Below are 24,309 nucleotides of genomic sequence, written 5' to 3' on the forward strand. Positions count from 1 at the left end.
CTGCGTGCTCCGGGCCGACCCACGGGATACCCCGACTTCCAGGAAGCCGAGTGGATCAACGGTCAGCGGAGGCTGGCGAAGAACTCGCGGATGTCGGCGACGAGGACATCGGTGGCCTGGTGGGCGGCGTAGTGACCGCCGACGTCTCCCCGACCCTCGACATCGCTCTCGTACGCCGTCCACCGGACGATGTTCGTGTGGTCCCGGTCGGCGAAGCGGCGGATGGACTGGAAGTCGCCGGGGAACATGGCCAGCGCGGTCGGTGCCGTGGTCGGCTCGGTCGGCTGCTCGCCGGCGTGGGCGTCCTCCCAGTAGAAGCGGATCGCCGAGGCGGCCGTGCCGGTGAACCAGTACAGGGCCACGTTGCCCAGGATGAAGTCGGCGTCGAGGCTCTCGTCGAAGAGTTGGGCGTTCCAGGCGAGCAGCCCGACCGGTGAGTCGGCCAGCGCGAACGCCAGGGTCTGCGGCTGCTGGCTGTGCACCTGGTTGAAGGAGAACTTGTTCTCGTAGAACCACTGGAGGTGCGCGAGCGCCGCCTGGTCGGCCTCGGACAGTCCGGCGAACTCGGCCGGGTCGCCCGAGGGGAACGAGAAGAGCTGGGTGACGTGGACGCCCAGCACGTGGTCACGATCGATCCGGCCCAGCTCGGGCGCCACCATCGAGCCCGCGTCGTTGCCGACCGCGCCGTAGCTGTCGTACCCCAGTCGGTTCATCAGCTCGGCCCAGGCGCGGGCCGTGCGGTGCTGGTTCCAGCCGGCGCTGCGGGTCGGGCCGGAGAACCCGAAGCCGGGCAGCGATGGGACGACCACGTGGAAGGCCGGCGCGGTCGGGTCGGTCGGCTCGGTGAGCGGGGCGATCACGTCGAGGTACTCCAGCACCGAGCCGGGCCAGCCGTGGGTGAGCACGAGCGGGGTGGCGTCCGGCCGGGACGACCGGACGTGCAGGAAGTGGATCTGCTCGCCGTCGATGTCGGTGACGAACTGTGGGTGGGTGTTCAGCCGGGCCTCGACGGCCCGCCAGTCGAACCCGTTGCGCCAGCGGTCGGCGAGGGCGCGGACCCGGTCGGTGCTCATCCCGTACGTGTCGCCGGTACCGGGCAGGTCGGTGGGCCAGATCGTGCGGTCCAGTCGGGAAGCCAACTCGTCGAGGGCGGTCTGCGGGATCTCGACGCGGAACGGGCGGATCGCGGTGCCGGTCATGCGAGGACTCCCTCGGAACGGAATGTTTCGTTCTGCAATCACAGTAGCAGAGCGGAACGATCCGTTCCACTGTTAGTCTGAGGGCATGTCCACGACCCCTGGAAAGACGCTCGGCGGTCGTCGCGCCCAGGCCGCCCGCAACGACGAGGTGATCCTCGAAGCCGCCCGCGCCGTCTTCCTCGACGACCCGAAGGCCCCGATCGCCGCCGTCGCCGACCGCGCCGGCGTCGGCATCAGCGCCCTCTACCGGAGGTACGCGGGCAAGGAGGATCTGCTGCGCCAGCTCTGCCACGACGGGCTGCGCCGCTACGTGGCCGAGGCGGAGGCGGCGCTCGCCGAGCCGGACGACTGGGCCGCGTTCACCGGTTTCCTGACCCGTGTGGTCGACGCCGACGTGCACTCGCTCACCGTCCACCTGGCCGGCACGTTCACCCCGACCGAGGAGATGGGTCGGGACGCCGTGCGTGCCGGCGAGCTGGCCACCGCGCTGGTCGACCGGGCGCACGCCAGCGGGCGGCTGCGCGCCGACGCCGTGCCGCAGGACTTGGGCCTGCTGCTGGAGGCGTGCGCGGCGGTACGCGTACCCGATGCGGAGCGGACCCGGGAGCTGCGCCGCCGGCAGCTCGCGGTGTTGCTGGCCGGCCTGTCGACGGCGCCGGACACGGACCCGCTGCCCGGGCCGCCGCCGGCGGCCGGGGAGTTCGACTGGCGGTGGCGGGAGTGATGGGCGTCACAGGCTAAGGTTGAGTGGAATACGCTCAACTCTGGTTGTGTCCAACCCAATGGACAACGCCGATCCGGGGGAGCCCATGAACACCGAAAGACTCACCACCAAGAGCCGCGAAACCATCACCGGCGCCGTCGCGGTGGCCAACCAGCGTGGTCACGCCACCGTGGAGCCCTGGCACCTGCTGCTGTCCCTGCTGGACACCGACGGCTCGACCGCCGCCGGCCTGTTGCGCGCCGTCGGGAGCGACCCCGCCGAGCTGCGCCGGGCCGCCCAGCGGGCGGTCGACGCCCTGCCGGCGGCACGGGGCTCCAGCATCGCCGAGCCCACCCTGGCCCGCGAGTTCGTCAACGCCATCGGCGCCGCCGAGCAGATCGCCCGGCCGCTGGGCGACGAGTACACGTCCACCGAGCACCTGCTCGCCGGCCTGGCCCGGGTCGGCGGCGGTGTGTCCGCCGCACTGAAGTCGGCCGGTGCCACCGAGGAGGCCCTGGTCGCCGCGTTCCCCACCGTCCGGGGCGGGGACCGGCGGGTCACCACCGCCGACCCGGAGCAGACCTACCAGGCCCTCACCAAGTACGGCGTCGACCTCACCGCCAGCGCCCGCGACGGCAAGATCGACCCGGTGATCGGCCGGGACTCGGAGATCCGCCGCGTCATCCAGGTGCTCTCCCGGCGTACCAAGAACAACCCGGTGCTGATCGGCGAGCCCGGCGTCGGCAAGACCGCCATCGTCGAGGGCCTCGCCCAGCGGATCGTGGCTGGCGACGTGCCCGAGTCGTTGCGCGACAAGAAGCTCGTCTCGCTGGACCTCGGCGCGATGGTCGCCGGCGCCCAGTACCGGGGCCAGTTCGAGGAGCGGCTGAAGTCCGTCCTGGAGGAGATCAAGAACTCCAACGGGCAGGTCATCACGTTCCTCGACGAGCTGCACACCGTCGTCGGCGCCGGCAAGGGCGAGGGCTCGATGGACGCCGGCAACATGCTCAAGCCGATGCTCGCCCGCGGTGAGCTGCGGATGGTCGGCGCCACCACGCTGGACGAGTACCGCGAGCACATCGAGAAGGACCCGGCTCTGGAGCGGCGCTTCCAGCCGGTGCTGGTCGGCGAGCCGACCATCGAGGACACCATCGGCATCTTGCGCGGGCTCAAGGAGCGCTACGAGGTGCACCACGGCGTACGGATCACCGACGCCGCGCTGGTCGCCGCCGCCACCCTCTCCGACCGCTACATCACCGACCGGTTCCTGCCGGACAAGGCGATCGACCTGGTCGACGAGTCCGCGTCCCGGCTGCGCATGGAGATCGACTCCCGGCCGGTCGAGGTCGACGAGATCGAGCGGGCGGTCCGCCGACTGGAGATCGAGGAGATGGCGCTGGCCAAGGAGCCGGACGACGCCTCCGCCCAGCGGCTGGAGCGGCTGCGCAAGGAGCTGGCCGACAAGCGCGAGCAGCTCACCGTGCTCTCCGAACGGTGGCAGACGGAGAAGAGTCACATCACCAAGCTCTCCACCGCCAAGGAGGAGTTGGAGCGCCTGGGCGGTGAGGCCGAGCGGGCCGAGCGCGACGGAGAGTTGGAGCGCGCCGCCGAGCTGCGCTACGGCCGGATCCCCGCGCTGAAGGTCGAGCTGACGCAGGCCGAGGAGGAACTGGCCCGGCTCCAGGCCGACGGCGCGATGCTCAAGGAGGAGGTCGGCGCCGACGACATCGCCGCGGTCGTCGCCTCCTGGACGGGCATCCCGGCCGGCCGGCTGCTGGAGGGCGAGACGGCCAAGCTGCTGCGGATGGAGGAGTCGCTGGGCGGCCGGGTGGTCGGCCAGGCCGAGGCCGTGAGCGCGGTCTCCGACGCGGTACGCCGGGCGCGGGCGGGTGTCGCCGACCCGGACCGGCCGACCGGAAGCTTCCTCTTCCTCGGCCCGACGGGTGTCGGCAAGACCGAGCTGGCCAAGGCGCTCGCCGAGTTCCTCTTCGACGACGAGCGGGCGATGGTCCGCATCGACATGAGCGAGTACGGCGAGAAGCACTCCGTGGCCCGCCTGGTCGGTGCCCCGCCCGGGTACGTCGGCTACGAGGAGGGCGGCCAGCTCACCGAGGCGGTGCGCCGCCGGCCGTATTCGGTGATCCTGCTGGACGAGGTGGAGAAGGCGCACCCGGACGTCTTCGACGTGCTGCTCCAGGTGCTCGATGACGGTCGGCTCACCGACGGCCAGGGTCGTACGGTGGACTTCCGCAACGCGATCCTGATCCTCACCTCCAACCTCGGGTCGTCGGTGATCAGCGACCTGACGCTGGCCGAGGAGCAGCGCCGGGAGGGCGTCCTCGCGGTGGTCCGGTCGCACTTCAAGCCGGAGTTCCTCAACCGGCTGGACGACATCGTGGTCTTCGCCTCGCTGCGGGGCGATGATCTGTACTCCATCGTGGACATCCAGCTGGACCGGATGCGGCGGCGGTTGGCCGACCGGCGGCTCGGCCTGGAGATCACCGATGCCGCCCGGGGCTGGCTGGCCGAGCACGGCTACGACCCGATCTACGGTGCCCGCCCGCTGCGCCGCCTGGTCCAGACCGCAATCGGAGACCAGCTGGCCAAGGCTCTGCTCAGCGGAACGATCCGAGACGGCGACACGGTAAAGACAGACCTCAACACCAGCTCAAACACCCTCACAGTAACCCCGGCCTAACCCAGCCCCACCCCGGCCTGATCACGGTGATCAAGAGGTTTGCGTCAATGAGACGTCTTCTCATGACGCAAACCTCTTGATCAACAGGGTGAGAGGTGGGCCGGGCGGGAAAGGTGGAAGCCATGTTCGGGATGCGGAACGCTTGGGAGCGGGACCTTCGTGCGGCCGTCGACGAGTTGGTGGGGGCCGACACGCTCGCCTTCGGTGGGGTGGGGATCGCCGGCACGCTGCTGCCGGTGACCGAGGCGTACCACCGGGTCGCGGCCGCCCTCGACGACCACCCCGAGGAGGTACGCCGGCAGCTCGACCGGGTGCTCGCCGAGGGGTCACCCGCCGGCCGGGCGTACGCGGCCACGCTGCTGGAACGGATCGATCCGGAGGCCGCCCGGGCGACCTGGACGTCGCTGCGCGACGACCCGACCGAGTTCACCACCTTCGTCGGCTGCGTGATGGACCGGGAAACCCTCGGCAACTACGCCACCCACCGCCTCGCCTCAGCATGATCCATTCGCCGGTCGGCGTTGCCCGATCGGTCCTGCCGGTGGCCGTTGACCTTCCGTACGTTGCGAGCCATGAGCCCGCCCGCCACCGCACCCCGGCCGCCCCGGCCCGCCACCGTGACCATCGCCTTCTGGCTGCAACTCGCCGTGGTGCTGGTCCTGCTCGGCCTGGCCGCGCTGACGGTCGTCGAGACGGTGCACTTCGACAACCAGATCGACCGCGCGGTGCGGCTGGTGCCGGACGCCGACCCGGCGGAGGTGGCCGGCGAGCGACAGGGCAACGTCGCGATGGGGTTCATCCTCGGCGTACCGGCTCTGCTGCTCGCGGTGTGGCTGGCGGTCACCGCCCTCCCGGTCTGGCGAGGTGGGAACCTGGCGCGGATCCTGGTCTTCGTCGCCAGTGGCGCGCAACTGCTGGTCTGCGTCGCACAGTGCTGCTCCGGCGGGTTCATCGTGCCCCTGCTGACGACACGAGAGATCGATGCGGAGTCGGTGCCCGAGTCGGCCGACGAGTGGGACACGTCGACGTTCTTCGACACGCTCTACTCCGGCACCGACCCCTGGGACGACCTGTTCTTCCCCGCGGCCGGGCTGGGTGTGCTCACCGTGTTGACGCTCTCCACGGCCGTCGTCCTGCTGCTGGCGTTGCCGCCGGCGAACCGCTGGTTCGTGCCGGGCACCGCGCTTCCCACTCCGGCGTGGGCGTCGCCCGTCCTCGGCTACGCCCCGACCGCCTATCTGCCGACCGGCTACGGATATCCCGGCCTGCCGGGCTTTGTGCCCCCGCAGCAGCCGGTCCCGCCCGGCTACCTGATCTGTCCCGACCCGGCCGCACACCTGACGCCGGGTGCGGCACCTGCGCCGGGTGCGGCACCTGCGCCGGGCGCGGCACCTGCGCCGGGCGCGGCCTCCGCGCCGCCCGGACCGCCGGTGCCGCCCGACGACGCCCGCTAGCTGAGCTGTCGGCCACAGCACGGGCCTTCCTGGTGCCGACGGTTGTTACCGTCTGCGCCGACGTACCTGGGGAGGTGGTCGGGTGGACGCGCTGGTGACGTACCTGGTGGGGGCGGTAGCCGTACTCGCGGTGGTCGTCGTGGTCGCACGGGCCCGGCGGGGGGCTGCGGCCCGGTCCGGCGGCCAGCCGGCGGATTCGCCGCGCGGTGGTCCACACCGTCTGGCCCTGGGCGACCGCGTGCGGATCCGCCAACAGGAGTACGTCGTGAGCGGCACCATCCGTCTCGTCGAGGGGGACTGGAGCTGGGTGCAGCACCTGCTCGACGACGAGTCCGGCAGCCGGCACCGGCTCTCCGTGGAGGATGGCCCCGAACTGGAGCTGGTGCTCTGGACCGCGGAGCCCGGTGCGGCCGTCAGCCCGGGTGCCCCGACGATCGACCTCGACGGGCGGCGCTACACCTGGTCCGAAACCGGGCAGGCGCGCTACACCGCCAGAGGCGAGACGGACCTACCGTCATCCGGCACGATGCGCTACCACGACTACCAGTCCGGCGGCGCCGCGCGGCTCTCCTTCGAGGCGTACGGCGAGGAGGGCTGGAGGGTGGCCCGCGGTGACCTGCTCGACCCCGCCGACCTGACGATCCGACCTCCCGTCGAGGAGCACTGAGCCGATCGGGTGGACGCGCCGGCCCGCCACGGCATGCCGGAGTGGCCGGTTGTCGATACGGTGTGGGCGCGATCTTAGGGAAGGAGAATCGTGGTCGATACCCAGAGCACGCCGGCCCGTCAGCGGCCATCCATCGTGTCGATTTCCAGTTACCTGCTGTTCCTGTTCCTCGCGTGCCAGGTGATCAGCCTGATCATCACGCTGAGCACCGCCGGCAAGATACGTGACGCGATCAGCGACGCGTACGCGGGCAGTTCCCTCGAGAACGCCGATCAGATCGCGGACGTCGCCTTCGCCTTCATCGTCGGCATCAGCATCCTGCTGCTCCTGCTCGCGGTTGTGCTGGGCGTCCTGGCCCTGTTCAACAACCAGGGCCGCAACGGTTCCCGGATCACCACCTGGATCGTCGGTGGCGTCCTGGTCTGCTGCACGGGTGGCAGCCTCCTCAGCGGGGCGGGCGGCGGCAGCTTCACCACCGGTGGGGACACCGCTGGTGCACCGAGCGGCGAGGAGGTCCAGCGTCGCGTCGAGGAGGCTGTGCCCTCCTGGACCACCCCGGTCAGCCTTTTGCTCGGCGTGGTCAGCATCATCGCGCTGCTCACGGCGCTGATCCTGCTGGCGCTGCCGAAGGCCAACGCGTTCTTCCGCAAGCCCGCCGCGGGCTGGGAGCCGCCGACCCCGGGCGCCAGCTACCCGGGTTACCCGCAGGCGCCGGGCCAGCCGGGCTACCCGCAGTCCACCGGCGAGCCGGGCTACCCGCAGCCCACCGGCGAGCCGGGCTACCCGCAGTCCACCGGCGAGCCGGGCTACCCGCAGCCCACCGGCGAGCCGGGCTACCCGTCGGCACCGGCGCCGGGGCAGCCGGGTATTCCGCCGTCCAGTGCGGATCGGCCCGACGACACGCCGCCGGCCGACCGTCCCGGCACGACCCCGCCGTCGAGTTGACGGCTCGATAAGCACGACGCCGACGATCCCTCCGAGTAGGTTGCAACCCGACGCCTACCGGAGGGATTCGTCGTGTCGTACCCCGAATCGGCGCCGGCCCGACGGCCCGCCGTGGTCCTGCTGGCCACGGCGGTGTTGTTGGTGATGGCGGTCGCCGCGCTCGCGTACACCGTCGTCGACCTGGCGGTGCTGGGGCGGACGGTGGGCGCGTTCCGTTCGGCCGCCCGCGGCACGTCGGCGAGCCCGCAGCAGATCGACGATGTGGTGACCCTGCTGCGGGTGTCCGCAGTGCTGTCGGCGGTGGTGGCGGCGTTCTCCGCGATCCTGCTCGCCGGTCTGGCTCTCGGCCTGCTGGCCGGTCGGCGCGGCGTCCGGGTGGCCACCTGGGTCGTCTGTGGGCTCGGTCTGCTCGCCGGCTGCTGCAGCGTGGCGGTGCTCATCGGCGAGCGGGCCGCCCCGCTGCGACTGGGTGACGGTGAACGGGCCACCGCCGAGTTGCTGGGCCTGATCGCGGACGCGTACCCGTCGTGGTGGATTCCGGTCAACGCCGGGCTTTCCGTGGCGCAGGGCCTCGGTTACCTTGTGGTAGCCGCGTTGCTGGCGCTGCCGGCGGCGAGCACCTGGTTCGGTCGGCATCGCCCGTCGGCGCCGACCGTGCCGTCCGCTCCGCCCGGGTTTCCGCCCGCCCCGTACCAGCCGCAGCCCCCGTATCCGCCCAGGTGAGGACCGCCCGTGACGCTCGACCCCTCCAGTGCCGAGCGACGGGCCCTGGTCACCGGCGCCACCGCCGGCATCGGTGCGGCATTCGCTCGGCGGCTGGCCTCCGACGGCTGGCACCTGGTGTTGGTCGCCCGGGACGCGGCCCGACTGACCGAGTTGGCCGACGAGTTGCGGTCCCGGTACGGCCGCGAGGTGGAGACCCTGTCGGCGGACCTGTCCACGGACGACGGCTGCGATGTCGTCGAGCGGCGACTGGGCGACGGTAGCCCGGTGCAGTTGCTGGTCAACAACGCCGGCATCAGCCTGAACAAGCCGTTCCTGCGTTCCACCGCCGAGGACGAGGCGCGCCTGCTGCGGCTCAACGTGCACGCGGTCATGCGGCTGACCCTCGCGGCCCTGCGACCGATGACCGAACGACGTGATGGGGCAGTGATAAATGTCTCTTCGGTCGCGGGATTCGGCGCGGTGATGCCCGGGTCGACCTACTCGGCCAGCAAGGCGTGGGTCACCAACTTCAGCGAGTCGGTCGGCCAGTCGGCGCGGCCGTTCGGCGTACGCGTGATGGCTCTCTGCCCCGGCTACACCCGCACCGAATTCCACCAACGGGCCGGCATCAACATGTCGAAGACACCTGAGTGGATGTGGCTGAAAGCCGAGGACGTGGTCGACGAAGCCCTGCGTGACCTGGGCAAAGGCAAGTTGGTCAGCATCCCGGCGTGGAAGTACAAGGTGGCCGTCGCCGGTCTGCGGCACGCGCCGCGCCGGCTGCTTCAGGCCGTCTCCCGGGACACGCGCGGTCGGATCGGTCGCGACGCCAGCTGAGCCCGCACGGTCGTTCGGCGCCCGGTCGTCGAAGTCGTGACGTTGGCGCGACGCAACCGGGCCGGTCGCTGAGCGTAGTCGAACATCGCCAACCATCGGTGCCTCACTGGGCTGATCGGGGTGGGCCGTTCACACGACGTCCAGACTTGCGCAGTAACCTCTATCGCCATGGGGGACCACGACGACCTGCGTAAATTCATTACCGACCTGGCTGTGGTCCACGGCCGGGTCGTGCTGTCCTCGGGGCGCGAGGCGGACTGGTACGTCGATTTGCGACGTGTCACGCTCCATCACCAGGCTGCTCCGTTGGTCGGCCGGGTGTTGCTCGACCTCACCGCCGACTGGGAGTACGACGCCGTCGGCGGGCTCACCCTGGGCGCGGACCCGATCGCGCTCTCGATGCTGCACGCCGCCGCTCCGACCGGTCGCGCTCTGGACGCCTTTGTGGTGCGCAAGGCGGGCAAGGCGCACGGTCTTCAGCGACGGATCGAGGGACCGGAGGTGGCCGGCCGCCGGGTGTTGGCGGTGGAGGACACGTCGACGACGGGTGGAAGTGTGTTGACCGCGGTCGAGGCGCTTCGTGAGGCCGGAGCCGAAGTCGTGGGCGTGGCGGTTATTGTTGATCGAGGTGCCGGCGACGCGGTGCGAGCCGCCGGATTGCCGTACCGGGCGGCCTATACGTTGGCTGACCTCGGCCTTGTGGCGTAAAAGTTTACCGATTCGGATCTGCTGATATGCAGGCGGATCGATGCTGCTGGTGGAAGGATGGAATACGTGGGAACTGCGTTGGCCGAAATGACTATGCCTCAGATCTCGCCGCTTAACGGCGAGCCGATCGAACGTGCCGATGCCGAGCGTCTCGCGGGGGTCCTCAAGGCCCTTGCCGATCCTGCTCGGCTGCGGCTGCTCAGCCTGATCCAGTCGGCCCCCGAGGGCGAGGCGTGCGTCTGTGACCTGACCGCGCCCCTCGGCCTCTCCCAGCCGACGGTCAGTCACCACCTGCGCATCCTCACCGAGGCTGGCTTGCTGCAGCGGGAGAAGCGCGGTGTCTGGGCGTATTACAGCCTGGTCCCGAGTGCGATCGCGACGATCGCGGACCTGCTGACCCCGCCGCGTAAGCGGGCCACCAAGAAGGCTCGCTGACGTAGGCGCTGCGCACCGTCCCACTCCGGGGCGGTGTCCGGTGGCGAGCCAGGGGTGGCGTCACCGGTCGCTGACACCTGCTCGGCCCCGGTCGCACCGCCGGAGGCCGAGTCCGACATGCCGACGGCCGACCCCCACATCAGGGGGCCGGCCGTCGTCGTACGCGCGCCTCAGCGCTCCTGGCCGTGCTCCGGACGCCGACGGTCCTGCGGGTGCTCGTCGTGGTCGAATGCCTCACGGACCGCCTCCACCGCGCCGGCCGCGCTGGCCGCCGCGACCACGGCGACCGCCTCGCCGCGCTTGCGGGCCCGCCGGTCACGCAGGAACTCGAAGAAGATCGGCAGCACCGAGATCACGATGATCAGGGCCACCACCGGCAGGATGTAGTGGTCGATCTTGTCGCCGATGGCCTGGTAGATCTGCTCGGCCAACAAGTAGCCGATCAGCAGGATGCCGTCCACCCAGAGCACCGCGCCGACGATGTTCCAGATCAGGAACTGCCGGGCCGGCATGCCCAGCGCGCCGGCGACCGGGTTGAGGAAGGTGCGGACGATCGGAATGAAGCGCGCCAGCACCACGGCCTTCGCCGGGCCGAACTTCTGGAAGTAGTACTCCGCCTTCTCCACGTACTCCTTCTTGAAGAGCCGGGAATTCGGCCGCTCGAACATCGGCCGCCCGTACCGCGAACCGAGCCAGTGCCCCAGCTGCGCGCCGACGACCGCGCAGATCGGCCCACCGATGAGCAGGCCGACCAGGGAGAGGCGGGTGCCGTCGCCGAAGATGGCGTCCGCCACCGGCGAGGCGGCCACCCCGGCGAGGAACAGCAGCGAGTCCCCCGGGAAGAAGAAGCCCACCAGCAGGCCGGTCTCGGCGAAGAGGATCACCCAGACGCCGATCAGCCCGAAGGTCTGCAACAGCTCCTTGGGATCGAGCGGGTTCAGGGCGACGCTCTCCGTGAGAGCGCGGGTCTTCTCAGCTGTGTCCACGGCCACAAAGGGTACCGAAGTCCGGGTGTCGCACCGCGCCGGACCGGGTCAATCGCACCGTTGATCAGTGGTATCGCCCCGCCAGCGTGACGGTCAGCGGTAGTCGTCCTCGTCGCCGGTGACCACCCGGGCCTGCTCCATCGCGTCCCAGTCGTCGACCTCCAGGCCGCGGTGTGGCTCACCGTCGACGTCGGCGGGGCCGGCGACGGTGGCCTGCTCGACCGCGTCGGCCGGATCCGCCTCGGGGTCGCGTTCGTTCGCGGTGAGGTGGTCGCCGGGGGTGAAGTCCTCGTCGGGCTGACCCATCGTCTCTCCCGGGGGTCTTGAGGGCATGGACCCACCCACCGTACGGGCTGTGCCGGTGCGACGCCGGGAAGCCGAGTCGGCGGAATCAGCCCTCGGTGGTGCGCGCCGGTGCCAGGATGGGGCCGTGGGCTTCCTCATCCGACTGGCGATCACCGCGGTCGCGTTGTGGATAACCACGCTGATCGTGCCCGGGGTCGACGTGCATGGCCGCTCGGGCGGCAACACCGTCCTCACCCTGATCGTGGTCGCTCTGATCTTCGGCGTGATCAACGCGGTGCTCAAGCCCGTCATCAAGGTCGTCGGCTGCGTGTTCTACCTGCTGACCCTGGGCCTGTTCGCGCTGGTGGTCAACGCGCTGCTCTTCCTGCTCACCGACCGGATAGCGCGCGGGCTGGACCTTCCGTTCCAGGTGGACGGTTTCTGGCCGGCGTTCTGGGGAGCCATCGTGATGACCGTGGTCACGTGGCTGATCAGCGTCATCGTGCCGGACAACCTGGACCGCCGGTGAACGGCCGGCACCCGGGTCGGTTGTTCCGGCGCACCTCACCTACGGGATACTTCCGGCGGAGGACAGCGCGGTCCGGCGCACAAATGAACAACAGCGGCCAGCACGGCCGAGAGTGGTAAGTAAGGAGCGCATCACATGCCCATCGCTTCCCCCGAGGCTTACGCGGAGATGCTGGACCGCGCCAAGGCTGGCCGGTACGCGTACCCCGCGATCAACGTGACCTCCTCCCAGACGCTGAACGCGGCGCTCAAGGGCTTCGCCGACGCGGAGAGCGACGGCATCATCCAGGTCTCGACCGGTGGCGCCGAATACCTCTCCGGCCCCTCGATCAAGGACATGGTCACCGGTGCGGTCGCGTTCGCCGCGTACGCGCACGAGGTGGCCAAGAAGTACCCGGTCAACATCGCTCTGCACACCGACCACTGCCCGAAGGACAAGCTGGACGGCTTCGTGCGTCCGCTGATGGCCATCTCGCAGGAGCGGGTGAAGCGCGGCGAGCAGCCGCTGTACCAGTCGCACATGTGGGACGGCTCGGCCGTTCCGGTCGCCGAGAACCTGCAGATCGCCTCCCAGCTGCTCGACGAGGCCGCCAAGGGCAAGATCGTCCTTGAGATCGAGGTCGGCGTCGTCGGTGGCGAGGAGGACGGCGTCGAGAACGCCATCAACGACAAGCTCTACACCACCGTCGAGGACGGCCTGGCCATGGTCGACGCGCTCGGCCTGGGCGAGAAGGGCCGCTACATGGCGGCGCTGACCTTCGGCAACGTGCACGGCGTCTACAAGCCGGGCAACGTCAAGCTCCGCCCGGAGATCCTCAACCAGATCCAGGAGGCGGTCGGCGCCAAGTACGGCAAGGACAAGCCGCTCAGCCTGGTCTTCCACGGCGGCTCCGGCTCCCTGCTGAGCGAGATCCGCGAGGCTCTGGACTACGGCGTGGTGAAGATGAACATCGACACCGACACCCAGTACGCCTTCACCCGCCCCGTCGCGGACCACATGCTCCGCAACTACGACGGCGTGCTGAAGATCGACGGCGAGGTGGGCAACAAGAAGCAGTACGACCCGCGTACCTGGGGCAAGGCCGCCGAGGCCGGCCTGGCCGCCCGGGTCGTCGAGGCGTGCGAGCACCTGCGCTCCACCGGCACCTCGATGTCCAAGTAACAGCGTTCGACCGACGGCCGGTTCCCCCGCGGGGGAACCGGCCGTCGCCGTCAGCTCGTCAGCACGCGCACGGCCTCGCGTACGTCGTCGGTGAGGTGGATCGTCGCCGACAGGTCGCCGAACGGTGAGGCGGCCAGCAGCGGGCGCAGCAACGCCTCCACCGGCAGTTCGGTGGTCCAGTAGCCGCGGTCCAGGAAGACGTACGCGCCACTGGCCCCGTCGGTGCCGTAGTAGGTCTTCGTGGCCGCCTGGAACACCTCCTGCACCGTGCCCGCCCGCCCCGGGGCGAAGACGATGCCGCCCCGGGCGAGCCGCAGGATGGTGTCCTCCCGGATCGCGTTCGAAAAGTACTTGGCGATCCGGCCGGCGAACAGGTTCGCCGGCTCGTGCCCGTACAGCCAGGTCGGGATCGCCAACCCACCGGCCCGCGCCCAGCCCGCGTCGGTGCCGCGCTGCCGGGGCACGCCCGCGTACCGCTGCCGGACCGCCAACGCCGCCGCCGTGTACCGGTGGTGGTCGGTGAAGTCGGGTGCCGTGGCCAGCAGGTCGATCGCCGCCGTCACCTCCTCCGCCGGCCGGTCCGCCAGGTACGCGCCGAGGTTCGCCGCCTCCATCACCCCGGGTCCGCCGCCGGTCACCACCAGCCGGTCGGCCCGCGCCAGCTCCCAACCCAGCACGGCCGCCATCCGGTACGCCGGACTGCCCCGCCGCACCGCGTGCCCGCCCATGATGCCGACCACCGACTGCGGGCCGTACCCGGCCAGCCAGGCCCGGGTGGCGTCGCCCAGCGCGTTGTCCACGCCGTGATCGTGCAGGCGCTGGCCGAGCGCCTCCTTGACGTCCGGCAACGCGCCGCCGTGCGCCCGGTAGTGCTCGTACACCCGGGTGTCGTACATCCCGGCGAACCCGCCCTCGGCGAACCCGGCGGCCAGGTCCGCCGGGCTGTAGAGGTGCGTCGGCTGGGTCGGGTACGGCAGCCCGGAGAACGGCGGCACCACGTTCGCGCCGCGCCGGACCAGGTCCGCGCCGACGTCCCGGGAGGCGAACCGGCAGCCCACGAAGAGGGTGCCGGTGACCTCGACCCCGGTCAGGTCGGGCAACGGATCAAGGTCGAGGCGCAGCCCCTGCACCGTCAGGCCGGTCAGTCGGCCGGTGGTCAACTGCCGATCCAACTCCTCGCGGGTCTGGATCTCGTTGGCGTGCGGGTGCGGCTCGATGACGTCCGCGGGAGGTGGGGTCGGCACCCGGCAATCCTGCCTCCTTGGTGGTGCCCGCCAAACCTTGGGCCGGTGGTGCAACGACAGGAGCCCGGTGGTCGTGGCCACCGGGCTCCTGTGTAACCGGGTCCTGGGGAGGCTCCGGACCATTAGTTGTAGTGGATAACACCTGGCCGCGGCATAGGCCGCAGGCGTGAGCAAACCCTCAGCCGTTCAGCCGAACGCGTCAGCCGACCCGCTCGCGTGTCGCCCTGTCCAGCGGGTTGAATGGGGCGATGCAGAACCTTTTGCCAGAGCCACCGGCCACCCTTCTGCCCGCGCACGACGAGGCTGACGCCGCCCTGGCCGCCGCCGAGGAGGCCGGCACCGACGAGGCGTTCACCGAGGTCGCGGCCCACTTCCCGACGTACAGCGCGGCCTGGGCCGCGCTCGCGGCGCGGGCGTTCGCGCAGGGCCAGGTGGTGACGGGGTACGCCTACGCGCGCACCGGCTACCACCGCGGCCTGGACCAGCTGCGCCGCAGCGGCTGGAAGGGGCACGGCCCGGTGCCGTGGTCGCACGAGCCGAACCGCGGCTTCCTGCGCTGCCTGTACGTCCTGTCTCGGGCCGCCGACGAGATCGGCGAGGCCGACGAGGCGGCCCGCTGCGCCCAGTTCCTGCGCGACTGCGACCCGTCGGCGGCGGACGCGCTGGCCAGCAACTGACACCCGTCCGAAGGCCGGCCCGGCGTCGGGCCGGCCTTCGGAGGGCTACAGCCCTTCGGCGACCGCGGCGGCGATCTTCAGCCAGGCGTCCCGGGTGGCCGAGGAGAGCCCGCCGTACCGGATCGGCTCGCCACTGTCGATGAGCCGCTCGTACGGGGCCAGCAGCACCGCCCGGGTACGGGCCGCGAAGTGCTCCTGGATCGCCGGCAGGTCGATCTCCTTGCGCGACGGCGGCATCGACACCACGGTCACCGCCTGCCGGACCAGCCGTTGCCGGCCGCTCTGCTCCAGGTGGTCGAGCATCCGGGCAGCGGTCTCCGCCGAGTCGTTACGGGCGGACATGGTGACCACCAGCTGATCGGTGGCGTCCATCGACGCCTGCCAGTTCTGCGCGCGCACGTTGTTGCCGGTGTCCACGAAGATCAACTTGTAGAACCGGCTGACCACCTCACGGATCTCGGCGAACGCGGCCGCCGTGAGCATCTCGCCGCCGGTGGCCGACTCGTCCGAGGCCAGCACGTCGAACATCCCCTCGCCCTGCGAGCGGACGTACTGCGACAGGTCACCGACCCGCCCGTGCGCACCCTGGAACTGCCCGAGGTCACGCAGCATGTCCCGCACCGTGCGGGAGTGGAAGTCCTGCTGGGCCCGCATCCCGAGGGTGCCCTGAGTCTCGTTGTTGTCCCAGGCCAGCACGTAACCGCCGCGCTTCTGACCGAACGTCATCGCGAGCAGCAGGATGGCCACCGTCTTGCCGGCGCCGCCCTTCGGGTTGACCACGGTCACCTGCCGCAGACCGCCGAAGTTGCGGCGCACCATCTCGATGTCCCGCTTGAGCTCCTGCTCGTGCCGCCCCGGTGAGAGCCGGAGCAGACCCATCTTGTTGACCACCGCCCGTACGCCCATGGTCGCCACCGGGTCGGGCGGACGGACCTGCCGCCGCCGGGCGAAGTCCTCGGCGGTCGGCGCGGCGGTGCTCTCCGGCGCCCAGGCGGCGTCCGGATAACCGGTGGCCGGCACCCGGGTCACCCCGTCGGCCTCCTGGTACTGCGGCGGCGGTGGCGGAACCCCGGGCGTGCCCTGCTGCCACGGCGGCGGATACCAGCCCGGCGACGGGGGGAACGGCCCCGGCGGAGGGGTCGCCGGCCCAGCCTGCGGCGGCACGGCCCCGCCATGCGCCGGGTCGCCGAACTGCGACGGGTCCGGTGGCGGCGGCAGCGGGACCTGACCGGGGATCGTCGGAGAGTACGACTGACCGGTGTACGTCTGCGCCCCGCCCGCCTGCGGAACGGCCGGGCCACCGGACAGCGGCGGCGGCACGCTGGGAGGGGCCGGGATCGGAGGCGGCGGGGTGGCCGCCGCGTCGGAGGGTGGCTCGGGCGCGCTGGCCGGCCGCTGCGGTGGATACGCCCACGGTGACTCGGCGGTCGGCCGCGCGGCGCTGACCGCGGACCCGTCCTCCCCGGCGTCACCACCCTGCGAGGCCACCGGTGCGGTCGCTGCGGCTGCGGTGCCCCCGGCCGTCGCCGATCCGGTCGCTGCCGCCGATCCGGCGGCTGTCGTTGGTCCTGCCGCCGGCCTGGCGGCTGTCGCAGGCCCGTCCGTCGTCGTGGGTCCGGCCGCTGTCGTGTCGCCTGCCGTCGTGCCCGCCGGGGCTGGTGTCGCTGGGCCTGCTGTCGCCGCTGTCGCCGCGTTCGGACCGGCGGCGTTGGGACTGGCGGCGCGCGGGTTGCCGCCCGCGCCGGAATTGGTGGCGGGCTCAGCGGCCGGTCGGTCCAGGGAGAACGGCAGGTCCAGGTCGACGCCGCCCGACACGATCGGAGGGGCGGGGACGGTCGAGCCCGAGGTCCCTTGCGGCGTCGGCGCGCCGTCTTTCGGCACGACCGGGGTGCCAGGTGTGGGGACTCCGACCCCGCCCGCCAGGTCGTTGCTCGCCGGCCGGGGCGAGCCGGTCGTCGTGCCACCCGTCGGGCCGGTCGTCGGCCCGCCGTTCGGCGGCACGGTTGGCACGGCCGGGTCGGCCGGCGGAGGCCAGCTTGGCTGCGCCGGGGCCCAGCCCGACCCCGGGCTGTTCACTCCCCAACCGCCGGGTGCCGGTACCGCGCCGGTGAGCGACGGATAGTCCGACGGTGACGGTGGAGGCATCGCCGGTGCCCCGGGCTGCCCGGGAACCGGCGGCCGGCCGATCGGCGGCGCGGCCACCGGTGGCGTCACCGGCGACTGCGCGGTCGTCGGCGGCGCGCCCCGCTGCTCGGCCACGGCCGCCCACGGCGGCACCACGCCACCCGCGCCCGCGTCGGCTGGATCCGGTGGCCAGAGTGGTTCGATGTCCCGCTCCGGCACCGGCTGCTGGCCGGGCTTCCGCGCCCGGTCGGCGTTCTCGTCCATTACGGCCCTCCCCAGTCCTCCTGCGAGGATAGGCGCACCGGCCGAACGGGGCCGGTCGACGCAGCCGGGTCAGCTCGACCAGACCGCCCACGCACCCGGTTCGACCCACCAGGACCGCTTCCGGGTCAGCTCACCCTCGACTCCGTCGTCGAGGTAGGGCACCTTCCCCTCCCTGGGCAGCACCGACACGGCCCGCCCGCGAGCCCGACGGACCTCCAGGCGTACCCGCTTGCGACCCAACGCCGACCGGACGACCACCGGCACGGCCACCGCGACCTCGACCTGGCCGTCGGCCGGGTCCGGCGCGGCCAGCAGCCTGACTTCGTCGAGCGTCGCGTACCCGCCGGCGTTGCCCACCGCGCAGGCCAGCAACGGTTCGTCACCGTTGGTGAGGATGGTGTCGTCCACCTCGACCCGGGCCCGCCAGTGCAGCGGCCGGCCGGCGTCGTCGGCGGCGCCGAGTAGAGCGCCGTCCAGGGTCACCGAGCCGCCGTCGTTGCGCAGCAGGTCCAGTCGGCGTGGCGTGCCGTCCAGCACCGCGGCGGCCACCGCCGCCGGGTCGCGGGGCAACCCGAGCTGCGCGGCCAGGTCCCGGTGGGTGCCGCCACGAGCCGGGTCGAGCGGGAGTACGGCCACCGGAGGCAGATCGGGCAGTGTCCGGTTACCGGGCAGGTCCGCCGGGCGGCGACTCGGCGCTGGCGCGTACCGCCGGACCAGCCGGCGCAGCACGGCGCGCAACTGCCCGTCGCTGGCCGTGGCGACGACCAGCCGGATCTTGCTGTCCGGGTCGGGCCAGGTCAGGCCGTCGGGGCGGGCCGGGCCGTCGAACAGCGCCAACACCTCGTCGATCTCCGCGTCGGAGCGGGCGGTGACCGTCTGCACCCGGGCACCGCGGGCGTTCAGCGCGTCGGCGCAGGCCAGCACGGGAACCCGGGGCCGATCGGTGACGCACCGCTCGTCGTCGGAGGTCGTCGGGCCGGGTCCGGCCTCGGTCGTCGGGCCGCTCTCGGTCGTCGGGCCGCTCTCGTTGTCGGTCGCACCGCCGCAGCAGGCTCCGCCGCTGCCGCAGGCCCCGGGAGCGTCCCGCTCCGAGCCGAGGGTGAGCAGCACCACGTCGTACACCGAAGGAGCCTCCTGCCTATCGCCGCGACCCCTGCCGGCCGCGCCGTCACTACTTGTTAACCTGACACCCCGGGCTCGCCGAGCGGTCGCCACCTGGCACCCGAGCCTTCTGGAGGCGGAAAAGATGCCAGCGATCGTGCTCATCGGCGCTCAGTGGGGCGACGAGGGCAAGGGCAAGGTTACCGACCTGCTGGGTGAGCGGGTCGACTACGTCGTGCGCTACTCCGGCGGCAACAACGCCGGGCACACGGTGATCACCCCGGACGGCCAGAAGTACGCGCTGCACCTGATGCCCTCCGGTGCGCTGTCACCGAGCGCGATGATCGTCATCGGCAACGGTGTGGTGGTCGACCCGAAGGTGCTGCTCGCCGAGATCGACGGTCTGGCCGAGCGCGGCGTCGACGTGTCCCGGCTGCGGATCTCCGGTGACGCGCACCTCATCATGCCGCACCACCGTGCCCTGGACCGGGTGGTCGAGCGGTACCTCGGCTCGTCCCGGATCGGCACCACCGGCCGGGGCATCGGCCCGGCGTACGGCGACAAGGTCGCCCGGATGGGCATCCGACTTCAGGATCTGCTCGACCCGGGCATCCTGCGCAAGAAGCTGGAACTCGCGCTGCGCGAGAAGAACCAGATGCTGTTCAAGGTCTACAACCGCAAGGCCATCGACCTTGAGGCGACCGTCGAGGAGTACCTGGCGTACGCGGAGCGGCTCAAGCCGTACATCGCGGAGACCCGGGCCATGCTCTGGGACGCCCTGGACCGGCACGAGACGGTCCTGCTGGAGGGTGCCCAGGCCACCATGCTCGACATGGACCACGGCACGTATCCCTTCGTGACCTCGTCCAACCCGACCGCCGGCGGCGCCTGCGTCGGTGCCGGCATCCCGCCCACCGCCATCAGCAAGGTGATCGCGGTGAGCAAGGCGTACACCACCCGGGTCGGCTCCGGGCCGTTCCCCACCGAGCTGTTCGACTCCAACGGCGCGCACCTGCGCAAGATCGGCGCGGAGTACGGCACCACCACCGGCCGGGAACGCCGCTGCGGGTGGTTCGACGCCGTCGTGGCCCGGTACGCCTGCCGCCTCAACGGCGTCACCGACCTGGTCATCACCAAGCTGGACGTCCTCACCGGGCTGGCCAAGGTGCCGATCTGCGTCGGCTACGAGATCAACGGCCAGCGGGTCGACGACATGCCGATGAGCCAGACGGACTTCCACCACGCCACGCCCATCTACGAGGAACTCGACGGCTGGTGGGAGGACATCACCAAGGCAAGAACCGCCGATGACCTCCCGGAGAACGCCCGTCGCTACATCGCCCGTATCGAGGAGCTCTGCAAGACCAAGGTGAGCGTCGTAGGCGTAGGCCCCGGCCGAGAAGAAAACGTCCTCCTCCACCCCCTCCTCCCCTAACCCGAACCCCACTCCATCTTGGTGATCAAGAGGTTTGCGTCAGTTTCGAGCGGAAATTTGACGTGAACCTCTTGATCACCGGAGTAGGAGCGGGGTGGGTGGGGCGGGGTTGTCCACAGGGGGGCGGGGGTTGTCCACAGGGGCTTTGGTGAGGCTGGGTTGGTGGGCAGGGTGGTGGTGTGGGAGCACACCAGCTACTTCGCGACATCGCGGCCGGCCAGGACGGGATGGTCACCCTGACGCAGGCGCTGCGCGCCGGCCTGAGCAGGGACCAGGTCCGACAGTTGTGTCGGTCGGGCAGGTGGCAACGGCTCCTGCGTGGCTGCTACATACCGGACGCGGAGCCGAGCGAATCGACACTGCGGCGCGCGCGTGTACGGGCGGCCGTCGTAGGTCTCGGTCCAGGTGCCTTCGCCGTCCTGGACACGGCGTTGGACCTGCACGGCATCGCCGGACTCCGCAGGTCGCCGCAGGTTCACATCTCGGTGCCGGTTGACGGGCCCCGTCCCCAGCGCGCTCTCGCACCGTGGCTGGTCGTGCACCAGGTGACCGTCGGTCCCGGCGACGTCACCGAGATTGCGGGCATTCGCACGACCACGTCGCTCCGAACGGTCTCGGACGTCATTCTCCGGGTTGATCGTTACCCAGCCGTCTCGGTGCTCGACTCGGCGCTGAACCAGGGCCGCATCACTCCGGCGCAGTTGGCGGTGATCCCGAGTTTGATCCGGGGGCGACGGGGCGCGGTCGGGGCGCGTTCCTGGCTGGCGGAAGCGGACGGGCGTGCGCAGTCGCCGCTGGAGACGCGTACCCGGTTGCGGTGCGTGGACGGCCGGGTGCCGCCGGACGCGCTGCAACTGGAGGTACGGGATGACGACGGTTACCTGCTCGGCATCGGCGACCTGGGGTGGCGTGCCCCGAGGGTGATCGCGGAAGCGGACGGCCGCGACGCCCACGGCACCCTGGAGGCGGCTTTCGCCGATCGTCGCCGCCAGAACCGCCTGGTCAACGCCGGCTGGACGATTCTCCGCTTCACCTGGCAGGACACCCTGCACCCCACCTACATCCCCCACACGGTCCGCGAAGCGACCGCGGCGGCCCGCAGCCAAGTCCGGTGATCAAGAGGTTTGCGTCAGAAACAGGTCGACGTCTGACGCAAACTTCTTGATCACCGGCGGCGTCAACGAGGGTGGGTGGTGGGGGCAGTAGGATGCGGGGTCGTGCGGGTTCTTTTGGTGGGTGGTGGCGGGCGGGAGCATGCGCTCGCGCTCGGGTTGGTCGGCGACCCGGCTGTTTCCGTGTTGGTTGCTGCGCCGGGTAACCCGGGGATCTCCTCGGTGGCCTCGCTGCGGGCCGTGAACGCCTCCGATCCTGCCGCGGTGGCGGCGCTGGCTGTGGAGACCGGCGCTGACCTGGTGGTGATCGGGCCGGAGGCGCCCCTCGTCGCCGGGGTTGCCGACGCGGTACGCGCCAAGGGCATCGCCGTGTTCGGCCCGTCGGCCGAGGCAGCTCGGCTGGAGGGGTCCAAGGCGTTCGCCAAGGACGTGATGACCGCCGCGAACGTGCCGACCGCCCGGGCGTACGTCTGCACGGACGAGGAGAGCACCGCGCGGGCGCTCGACGAGTTCGGCGCACCGTACGTGGTGAAGGACGACGGGCTGGCGGCGGGCAAGGGCGTGGTGGTGACCGACGACCGGTCCGCCGCGCTGGCGCACGCCGCGGAGTGTGGCCGGGTCGTGGTCGAGGAGTTCCTCGACGGCCCGGAGGTCAGCCTCTTCGTGGTGACCGACGGCGAGGCGGCCCTGCCGCTGCTGCCCGCACAGGACTTCAAGCGAATCGGCGATGGTGACACCGGCCCGAACACCGGCGGCATGGGTGCGTACGCGCCGCTGCCGTGGGCTCCGCCCGGCCTGGTCGACGAGGTCATGCGTGAGGTCGTCCACCCGACCCTGGCCGAGTTGCGCCGTCGAGGTGCCCCGTTCGCCGGTCTGCTCTACGTCGGTCTCGCGATGACGGCCGCCGGCCCCCGGGTGATCGAGTTCAACGCGCGCTTCGGTGACCCGGAGACCCAGGTGGTGCTCGCGCTGTTGGAGACTCCGCTGGGTGGGCTGTTGCACGCGGCGGCCACCGGCACGCTGGCCGAGCACCCGCCGCTGCGGTGGCGGGACGGCGCCGCAGTCACCGTGGTGCTCGCCGCGCAGGGCTATCCGGCGGCGCCGCGTACCGGCGATGTGATCACTGGCGCGGACCGTCCGGGCATCATCCACGCCGGCACCGCGCTGCGGGCCGGCGACGGCGCGTTGCTGTCCGCCGGTGGCCGGGTCCTCTGCGGTACGGCCACCGGCGCCGACCTGGCCGCCGCGCGGGACGCCGCGTACGCGCTGGTGGACGGGGTGGAGTTGGCCGGGTCGCAGTACCGCACCGACATCGCCGCCGCCGCGGTCGAAGGTCGGATCACGATCCCGGGCTGAGCGTGGGTTCGGCGTCTCAGCCGTAGTAGCGGCGCAGTTCGCGGGCGAGCACCTTGCCGGTGGCGTTGCGGGGCAGGTATTTGACGTAGACCACGTCCCGGGGGACGGAGAACCGGGCCAGGTAGTGCCGCACGTACTCGCGGACCGCCTCCGGGTCGAGGGTCTCGCCCGGGTGCAGGGCGAGGAACGCGGCGAGCCGTTGGCCGTACTCGGGGTCGGGTACGCCGATCACGGCCGCCTCGCGGACCTGCGGTAGTTGGGCGAGCAGGTCCTCCACCTCGGACGGGAAGACGTTCTCGCCACCGGAGACGATCATGTCGTCGGCCCGGCCGTCGACGAAGAGCAGCCCGTCGGCGTTGAGTCGACCGAGGTCGCCGGTGTCGAGCAGCCCGTCGCGGGTCTCCCGGCTGACACCGGAGGTGTAGCCCTCGAACAGCATCTCGTTGCCGACGAAGATCCGACCGACCCGTCCCTCGGGCACCGGCTGGCCGGTGTCGTCGAGGATCTCCAGGCGGGTGCCGTGTGGTGGGCGGCCGGCGGTGGTGGGTGCCTGGCGCAGGTCGGGCGGGCCGGCGATGGAGGCCCAGGAGACCTCCGTGGAGCCGTAGAGGTTGTACAGCACGTCCCCGTAGACGTCCATGAACCGGGGCGCCAGCCCACCGGGCAGTGCCGAGCCGCTGACCGCGACGACCGTGAGGTTGGGGCGCGGGTCGGGCGGGGGGACCTCCAGCAGCCGTTGCACCATCACCGGTACGGCGAACAGAGCGTCGCACCGGTGTTCGACGAGGGCGGCGAGCGTGGCGGCCGGGTCGAAGCGGCGCTGCACCACGATGGTCGCCCGTAGCGCGAAACAGACCTGGAGGGCGGCGAATCCCCAGGTGTGGAAGATCGGTGCGGCGATCATCACCCGGTCCCGGGCGTGCAGGGGTATTCGGTCGATGATGGACACCAGTGGGCCGAATCCGTTGGGTGTGGGCCGGCGGGCGCCCTTGGGTGCCCCGGTGGTGCCGGAGGTGAGCACGATGATCCGGCCGTCGCGTTCCGGTGGGTGCAGCTCGCCGGGTAGGGCCCCGGCGACGAGTTCCTCGCGGCCGCGTTCGTCGAGGCGGGGCAGTTCGGCGGGGAGGCCGAGGACCCGTTCGGTGAACTCGTCGTCGTGCACCAGCAGGCGGAGTCGCTGCTCCTCGGCGACGGTGGCGAGCTGGGCCGCGGAGAGCCCGGTGTTGACGAGGACCGCGTCCACGCCCAGCAGGGTGGCCGCGACGATCGTCTCGATCAGGCCGTGGTGGTTGCGGCAGAGCACACCGATCCGGTCGCCGGCCTGTACGCCGAGCCCGGCCCGCATCGACCGGGCCATGCGTTCGGCCCGGTCGAGGAGGTCCTGGTAGGTCAGCTCGTTGCCGTCCTCGTCGATGACCGCCGGTCGTCCGGGGTCTCTCGCGGCTGCCTGGCGGAGTTCGCCGGCGAGGCTCCACCCCCACCTGCGCAGCGCGTTGAGCTGCGAGGCGATCCGGACCGGCCGGCCCGGGGTGAGCAGGCCACGACGGGTCAGCGTGGTGACGATGAACGGCCGGTCCATGCCGCAGACCTCCTTGGGGGTGGTACGCGAACAGCCCCCTTCAACCGGGGCGTCTTCCTTGATCATGCACCCGGCGTGCCGGTAGGCCCAGCCGGCGTCGGCGTG

23 protein-coding genes are annotated in these 24,309 nt (G+C 71.4%); 16 read left to right on the forward strand and 7 right to left on the reverse strand.

Annotation, left to right across the window (positions count from 1 at the left end; genetic code table 11):
• Positions 1-62: 62 nt before the first annotated feature.
• On the reverse strand, positions 63-1,199 hold the full coding sequence (locus AB0H52_RS09465; protein ID WP_151491005.1) for an epoxide hydrolase family protein: 1,137 nt from the start codon (positions 1,197-1,199) through the stop codon (positions 63-65).
• A gap of 85 nt (positions 1,200-1,284) precedes the next feature.
• Here AB0H52_RS09465 and AB0H52_RS09470 point away from each other — a divergent pair, with 85 nt between their 5' ends.
• The 10 genes from AB0H52_RS09470 to AB0H52_RS09515 all read left to right on the forward strand — a co-directional run bounded on the left by AB0H52_RS09470 (position 1,285) and on the right by AB0H52_RS09515 (position 10,351).
• Positions 1,285-1,923 carry a TetR/AcrR family transcriptional regulator gene (locus AB0H52_RS09470; RefSeq protein ID WP_151491004.1) on the forward strand — a complete coding sequence of 213 codons (639 nt, stop codon included), beginning with the start codon at positions 1,285-1,287 and terminating at the stop codon, positions 1,921-1,923.
• Between the two features lie 85 nt (positions 1,924-2,008).
• Positions 2,009-4,600 (forward strand): ATP-dependent chaperone ClpB, encoded by a 2,592-nt coding sequence (gene clpB / locus AB0H52_RS09475; RefSeq protein WP_151491003.1) that lies wholly within the window; start codon positions 2,009-2,011, stop codon positions 4,598-4,600.
• Between the two features lie 122 nt (positions 4,601-4,722).
• Positions 4,723-5,103 carry a nucleotidyltransferase family protein gene (locus AB0H52_RS09480; protein ID WP_151491002.1) on the forward strand — a complete coding sequence of 127 codons (381 nt, stop codon included), beginning with the start codon at positions 4,723-4,725 and terminating at the stop codon, positions 5,101-5,103.
• Positions 5,104-5,172: 69 nt separating this feature from the next.
• Positions 5,173-6,054 carry a hypothetical protein gene (locus AB0H52_RS09485; protein ID WP_357946330.1) on the forward strand — a complete coding sequence of 294 codons (882 nt, stop codon included), beginning with the start codon at positions 5,173-5,175 and terminating at the stop codon, positions 6,052-6,054.
• An 82-nt stretch (positions 6,055-6,136) separates the two neighbouring features.
• Positions 6,137-6,721, forward strand: a complete 585-nt coding sequence (locus tag AB0H52_RS09490; protein WP_151491000.1) for a DUF4178 domain-containing protein — start codon at positions 6,137-6,139, stop codon at positions 6,719-6,721.
• Between the two features lie 90 nt (positions 6,722-6,811).
• The gene (locus AB0H52_RS09495) at positions 6,812-7,666 is read left to right on the forward strand and encodes a hypothetical protein (protein ID WP_357946333.1); all 855 of its coding nucleotides are present in this window, start codon (positions 6,812-6,814) and stop codon (positions 7,664-7,666) included.
• 72 nt (positions 7,667-7,738) lie between these two features.
• Positions 7,739-8,389, forward strand: coding sequence for a hypothetical protein (locus AB0H52_RS09500; protein ID WP_151490998.1), 651 nt, complete (start codon positions 7,739-7,741; stop codon positions 8,387-8,389).
• Positions 8,390-8,398: 9 nt separating this feature from the next.
• Positions 8,399-9,208 carry an SDR family oxidoreductase gene (locus AB0H52_RS09505; RefSeq protein WP_151490997.1) on the forward strand — a complete coding sequence of 270 codons (810 nt, stop codon included), beginning with the start codon at positions 8,399-8,401 and terminating at the stop codon, positions 9,206-9,208.
• A gap of 168 nt (positions 9,209-9,376) precedes the next feature.
• On the forward strand, positions 9,377-9,916 hold the full coding sequence (gene pyrE / locus AB0H52_RS09510; protein WP_151490996.1) for an orotate phosphoribosyltransferase: 540 nt from the start codon (positions 9,377-9,379) through the stop codon (positions 9,914-9,916).
• A gap of 57 nt (positions 9,917-9,973) precedes the next feature.
• The gene (locus AB0H52_RS09515) at positions 9,974-10,351 is read left to right on the forward strand and encodes a metalloregulator ArsR/SmtB family transcription factor (RefSeq protein WP_030332125.1); all 378 of its coding nucleotides are present in this window, start codon (positions 9,974-9,976) and stop codon (positions 10,349-10,351) included.
• Between the two features lie 170 nt (positions 10,352-10,521).
• On the opposite strand, the gene AB0H52_RS09520 is transcribed toward AB0H52_RS09515, so the two are convergent.
• Both AB0H52_RS09520 and AB0H52_RS09525 read right to left on the reverse strand, forming a co-directional pair.
• Positions 10,522-11,343, reverse strand: a complete 822-nt coding sequence (locus tag AB0H52_RS09520) for a DedA family protein (protein WP_151490995.1) — start codon at positions 11,341-11,343, stop codon at positions 10,522-10,524.
• Positions 11,344-11,430: 87 nt separating this feature from the next.
• Positions 11,431-11,643, reverse strand: a complete 213-nt coding sequence (locus AB0H52_RS09525) for a hypothetical protein (RefSeq protein WP_151490994.1) — start codon at positions 11,641-11,643, stop codon at positions 11,431-11,433.
• Positions 11,644-11,767: 124 nt separating this feature from the next.
• On the opposite strand from AB0H52_RS09525, the gene AB0H52_RS09530 reads away from it, so the two are divergent.
• Positions 11,768-12,151 (forward strand): phage holin family protein, encoded by a 384-nt coding sequence (locus AB0H52_RS09530; protein ID WP_151490993.1) that lies wholly within the window; start codon positions 11,768-11,770, stop codon positions 12,149-12,151.
• A 135-nt stretch (positions 12,152-12,286) separates the two neighbouring features.
• Positions 12,287-13,312 carry a class II fructose-bisphosphate aldolase gene (gene fbaA, locus AB0H52_RS09535; protein WP_278125333.1) on the forward strand — a complete coding sequence of 342 codons (1,026 nt, stop codon included), beginning with the start codon at positions 12,287-12,289 and terminating at the stop codon, positions 13,310-13,312.
• Between the two features lie 50 nt (positions 13,313-13,362).
• Here the strand turns inward: fbaA and AB0H52_RS09540 are convergent, their stop codons facing one another.
• The gene (locus AB0H52_RS09540) at positions 13,363-14,556 is read right to left on the reverse strand and encodes a hypothetical protein (RefSeq protein WP_192580349.1); all 1,194 of its coding nucleotides are present in this window, start codon (positions 14,554-14,556) and stop codon (positions 13,363-13,365) included.
• Between the two features lie 248 nt (positions 14,557-14,804).
• Between AB0H52_RS09540 and AB0H52_RS09545 the strand changes: the two genes are divergently transcribed.
• Positions 14,805-15,233, forward strand: coding sequence for a DUF3151 domain-containing protein (locus AB0H52_RS09545; RefSeq protein ID WP_151490991.1), 429 nt, complete (start codon positions 14,805-14,807; stop codon positions 15,231-15,233).
• A 45-nt stretch (positions 15,234-15,278) separates the two neighbouring features.
• Here the strand turns inward: AB0H52_RS09545 and AB0H52_RS09550 are convergent, their stop codons facing one another.
• Together AB0H52_RS09550 and AB0H52_RS09555 are read right to left on the reverse strand one after the other, a co-directional pair.
• A complete protein-coding gene (locus AB0H52_RS09550; protein ID WP_151490990.1) occupies positions 15,279-17,621 on the reverse strand; it encodes a chromosome partitioning protein in 2,343 nt (780 codons plus the stop codon).
• A gap of 69 nt (positions 17,622-17,690) precedes the next feature.
• Positions 17,691-18,743, reverse strand: a complete 1,053-nt coding sequence (locus AB0H52_RS09555) for a hypothetical protein (RefSeq protein WP_151490989.1) — start codon at positions 18,741-18,743, stop codon at positions 17,691-17,693.
• Between the two features lie 124 nt (positions 18,744-18,867).
• Between AB0H52_RS09555 and AB0H52_RS09560 the strand changes: the two genes are divergently transcribed.
• The 3 genes from AB0H52_RS09560 to purD all read left to right on the forward strand — a co-directional run bounded on the left by AB0H52_RS09560 (position 18,868) and on the right by purD (position 22,625).
• Positions 18,868-20,157: an adenylosuccinate synthase gene (locus AB0H52_RS09560; RefSeq protein ID WP_151490988.1), complete on the forward strand. Its 1,290-nt coding sequence runs from the start codon at positions 18,868-18,870 to the stop codon at positions 20,155-20,157.
• A 179-nt stretch (positions 20,158-20,336) separates the two neighbouring features.
• A complete protein-coding gene (locus AB0H52_RS09565; protein ID WP_357946342.1) occupies positions 20,337-21,272 on the forward strand; it encodes a type IV toxin-antitoxin system AbiEi family antitoxin domain-containing protein in 936 nt (311 codons plus the stop codon).
• A gap of 102 nt (positions 21,273-21,374) precedes the next feature.
• Positions 21,375-22,625: a phosphoribosylamine--glycine ligase gene (gene purD, locus AB0H52_RS09570; protein ID WP_278125323.1), complete on the forward strand. Its 1,251-nt coding sequence runs from the start codon at positions 21,375-21,377 to the stop codon at positions 22,623-22,625.
• A gap of 16 nt (positions 22,626-22,641) precedes the next feature.
• On the opposite strand, the gene AB0H52_RS09575 is transcribed toward purD, so the two are convergent.
• Positions 22,642-24,204, reverse strand: coding sequence for an AMP-binding protein (locus AB0H52_RS09575; RefSeq protein WP_151491492.1), 1,563 nt, complete (start codon positions 24,202-24,204; stop codon positions 22,642-22,644).
• Positions 24,205-24,309 lie beyond the last annotated feature (105 nt).

It is taken from the genome of Micromonospora sp. NPDC050695 (assembly GCF_040654415.1).
Classification (GTDB): domain Bacteria; phylum Actinomycetota; class Actinomycetes; order Mycobacteriales; family Micromonosporaceae; genus Micromonospora.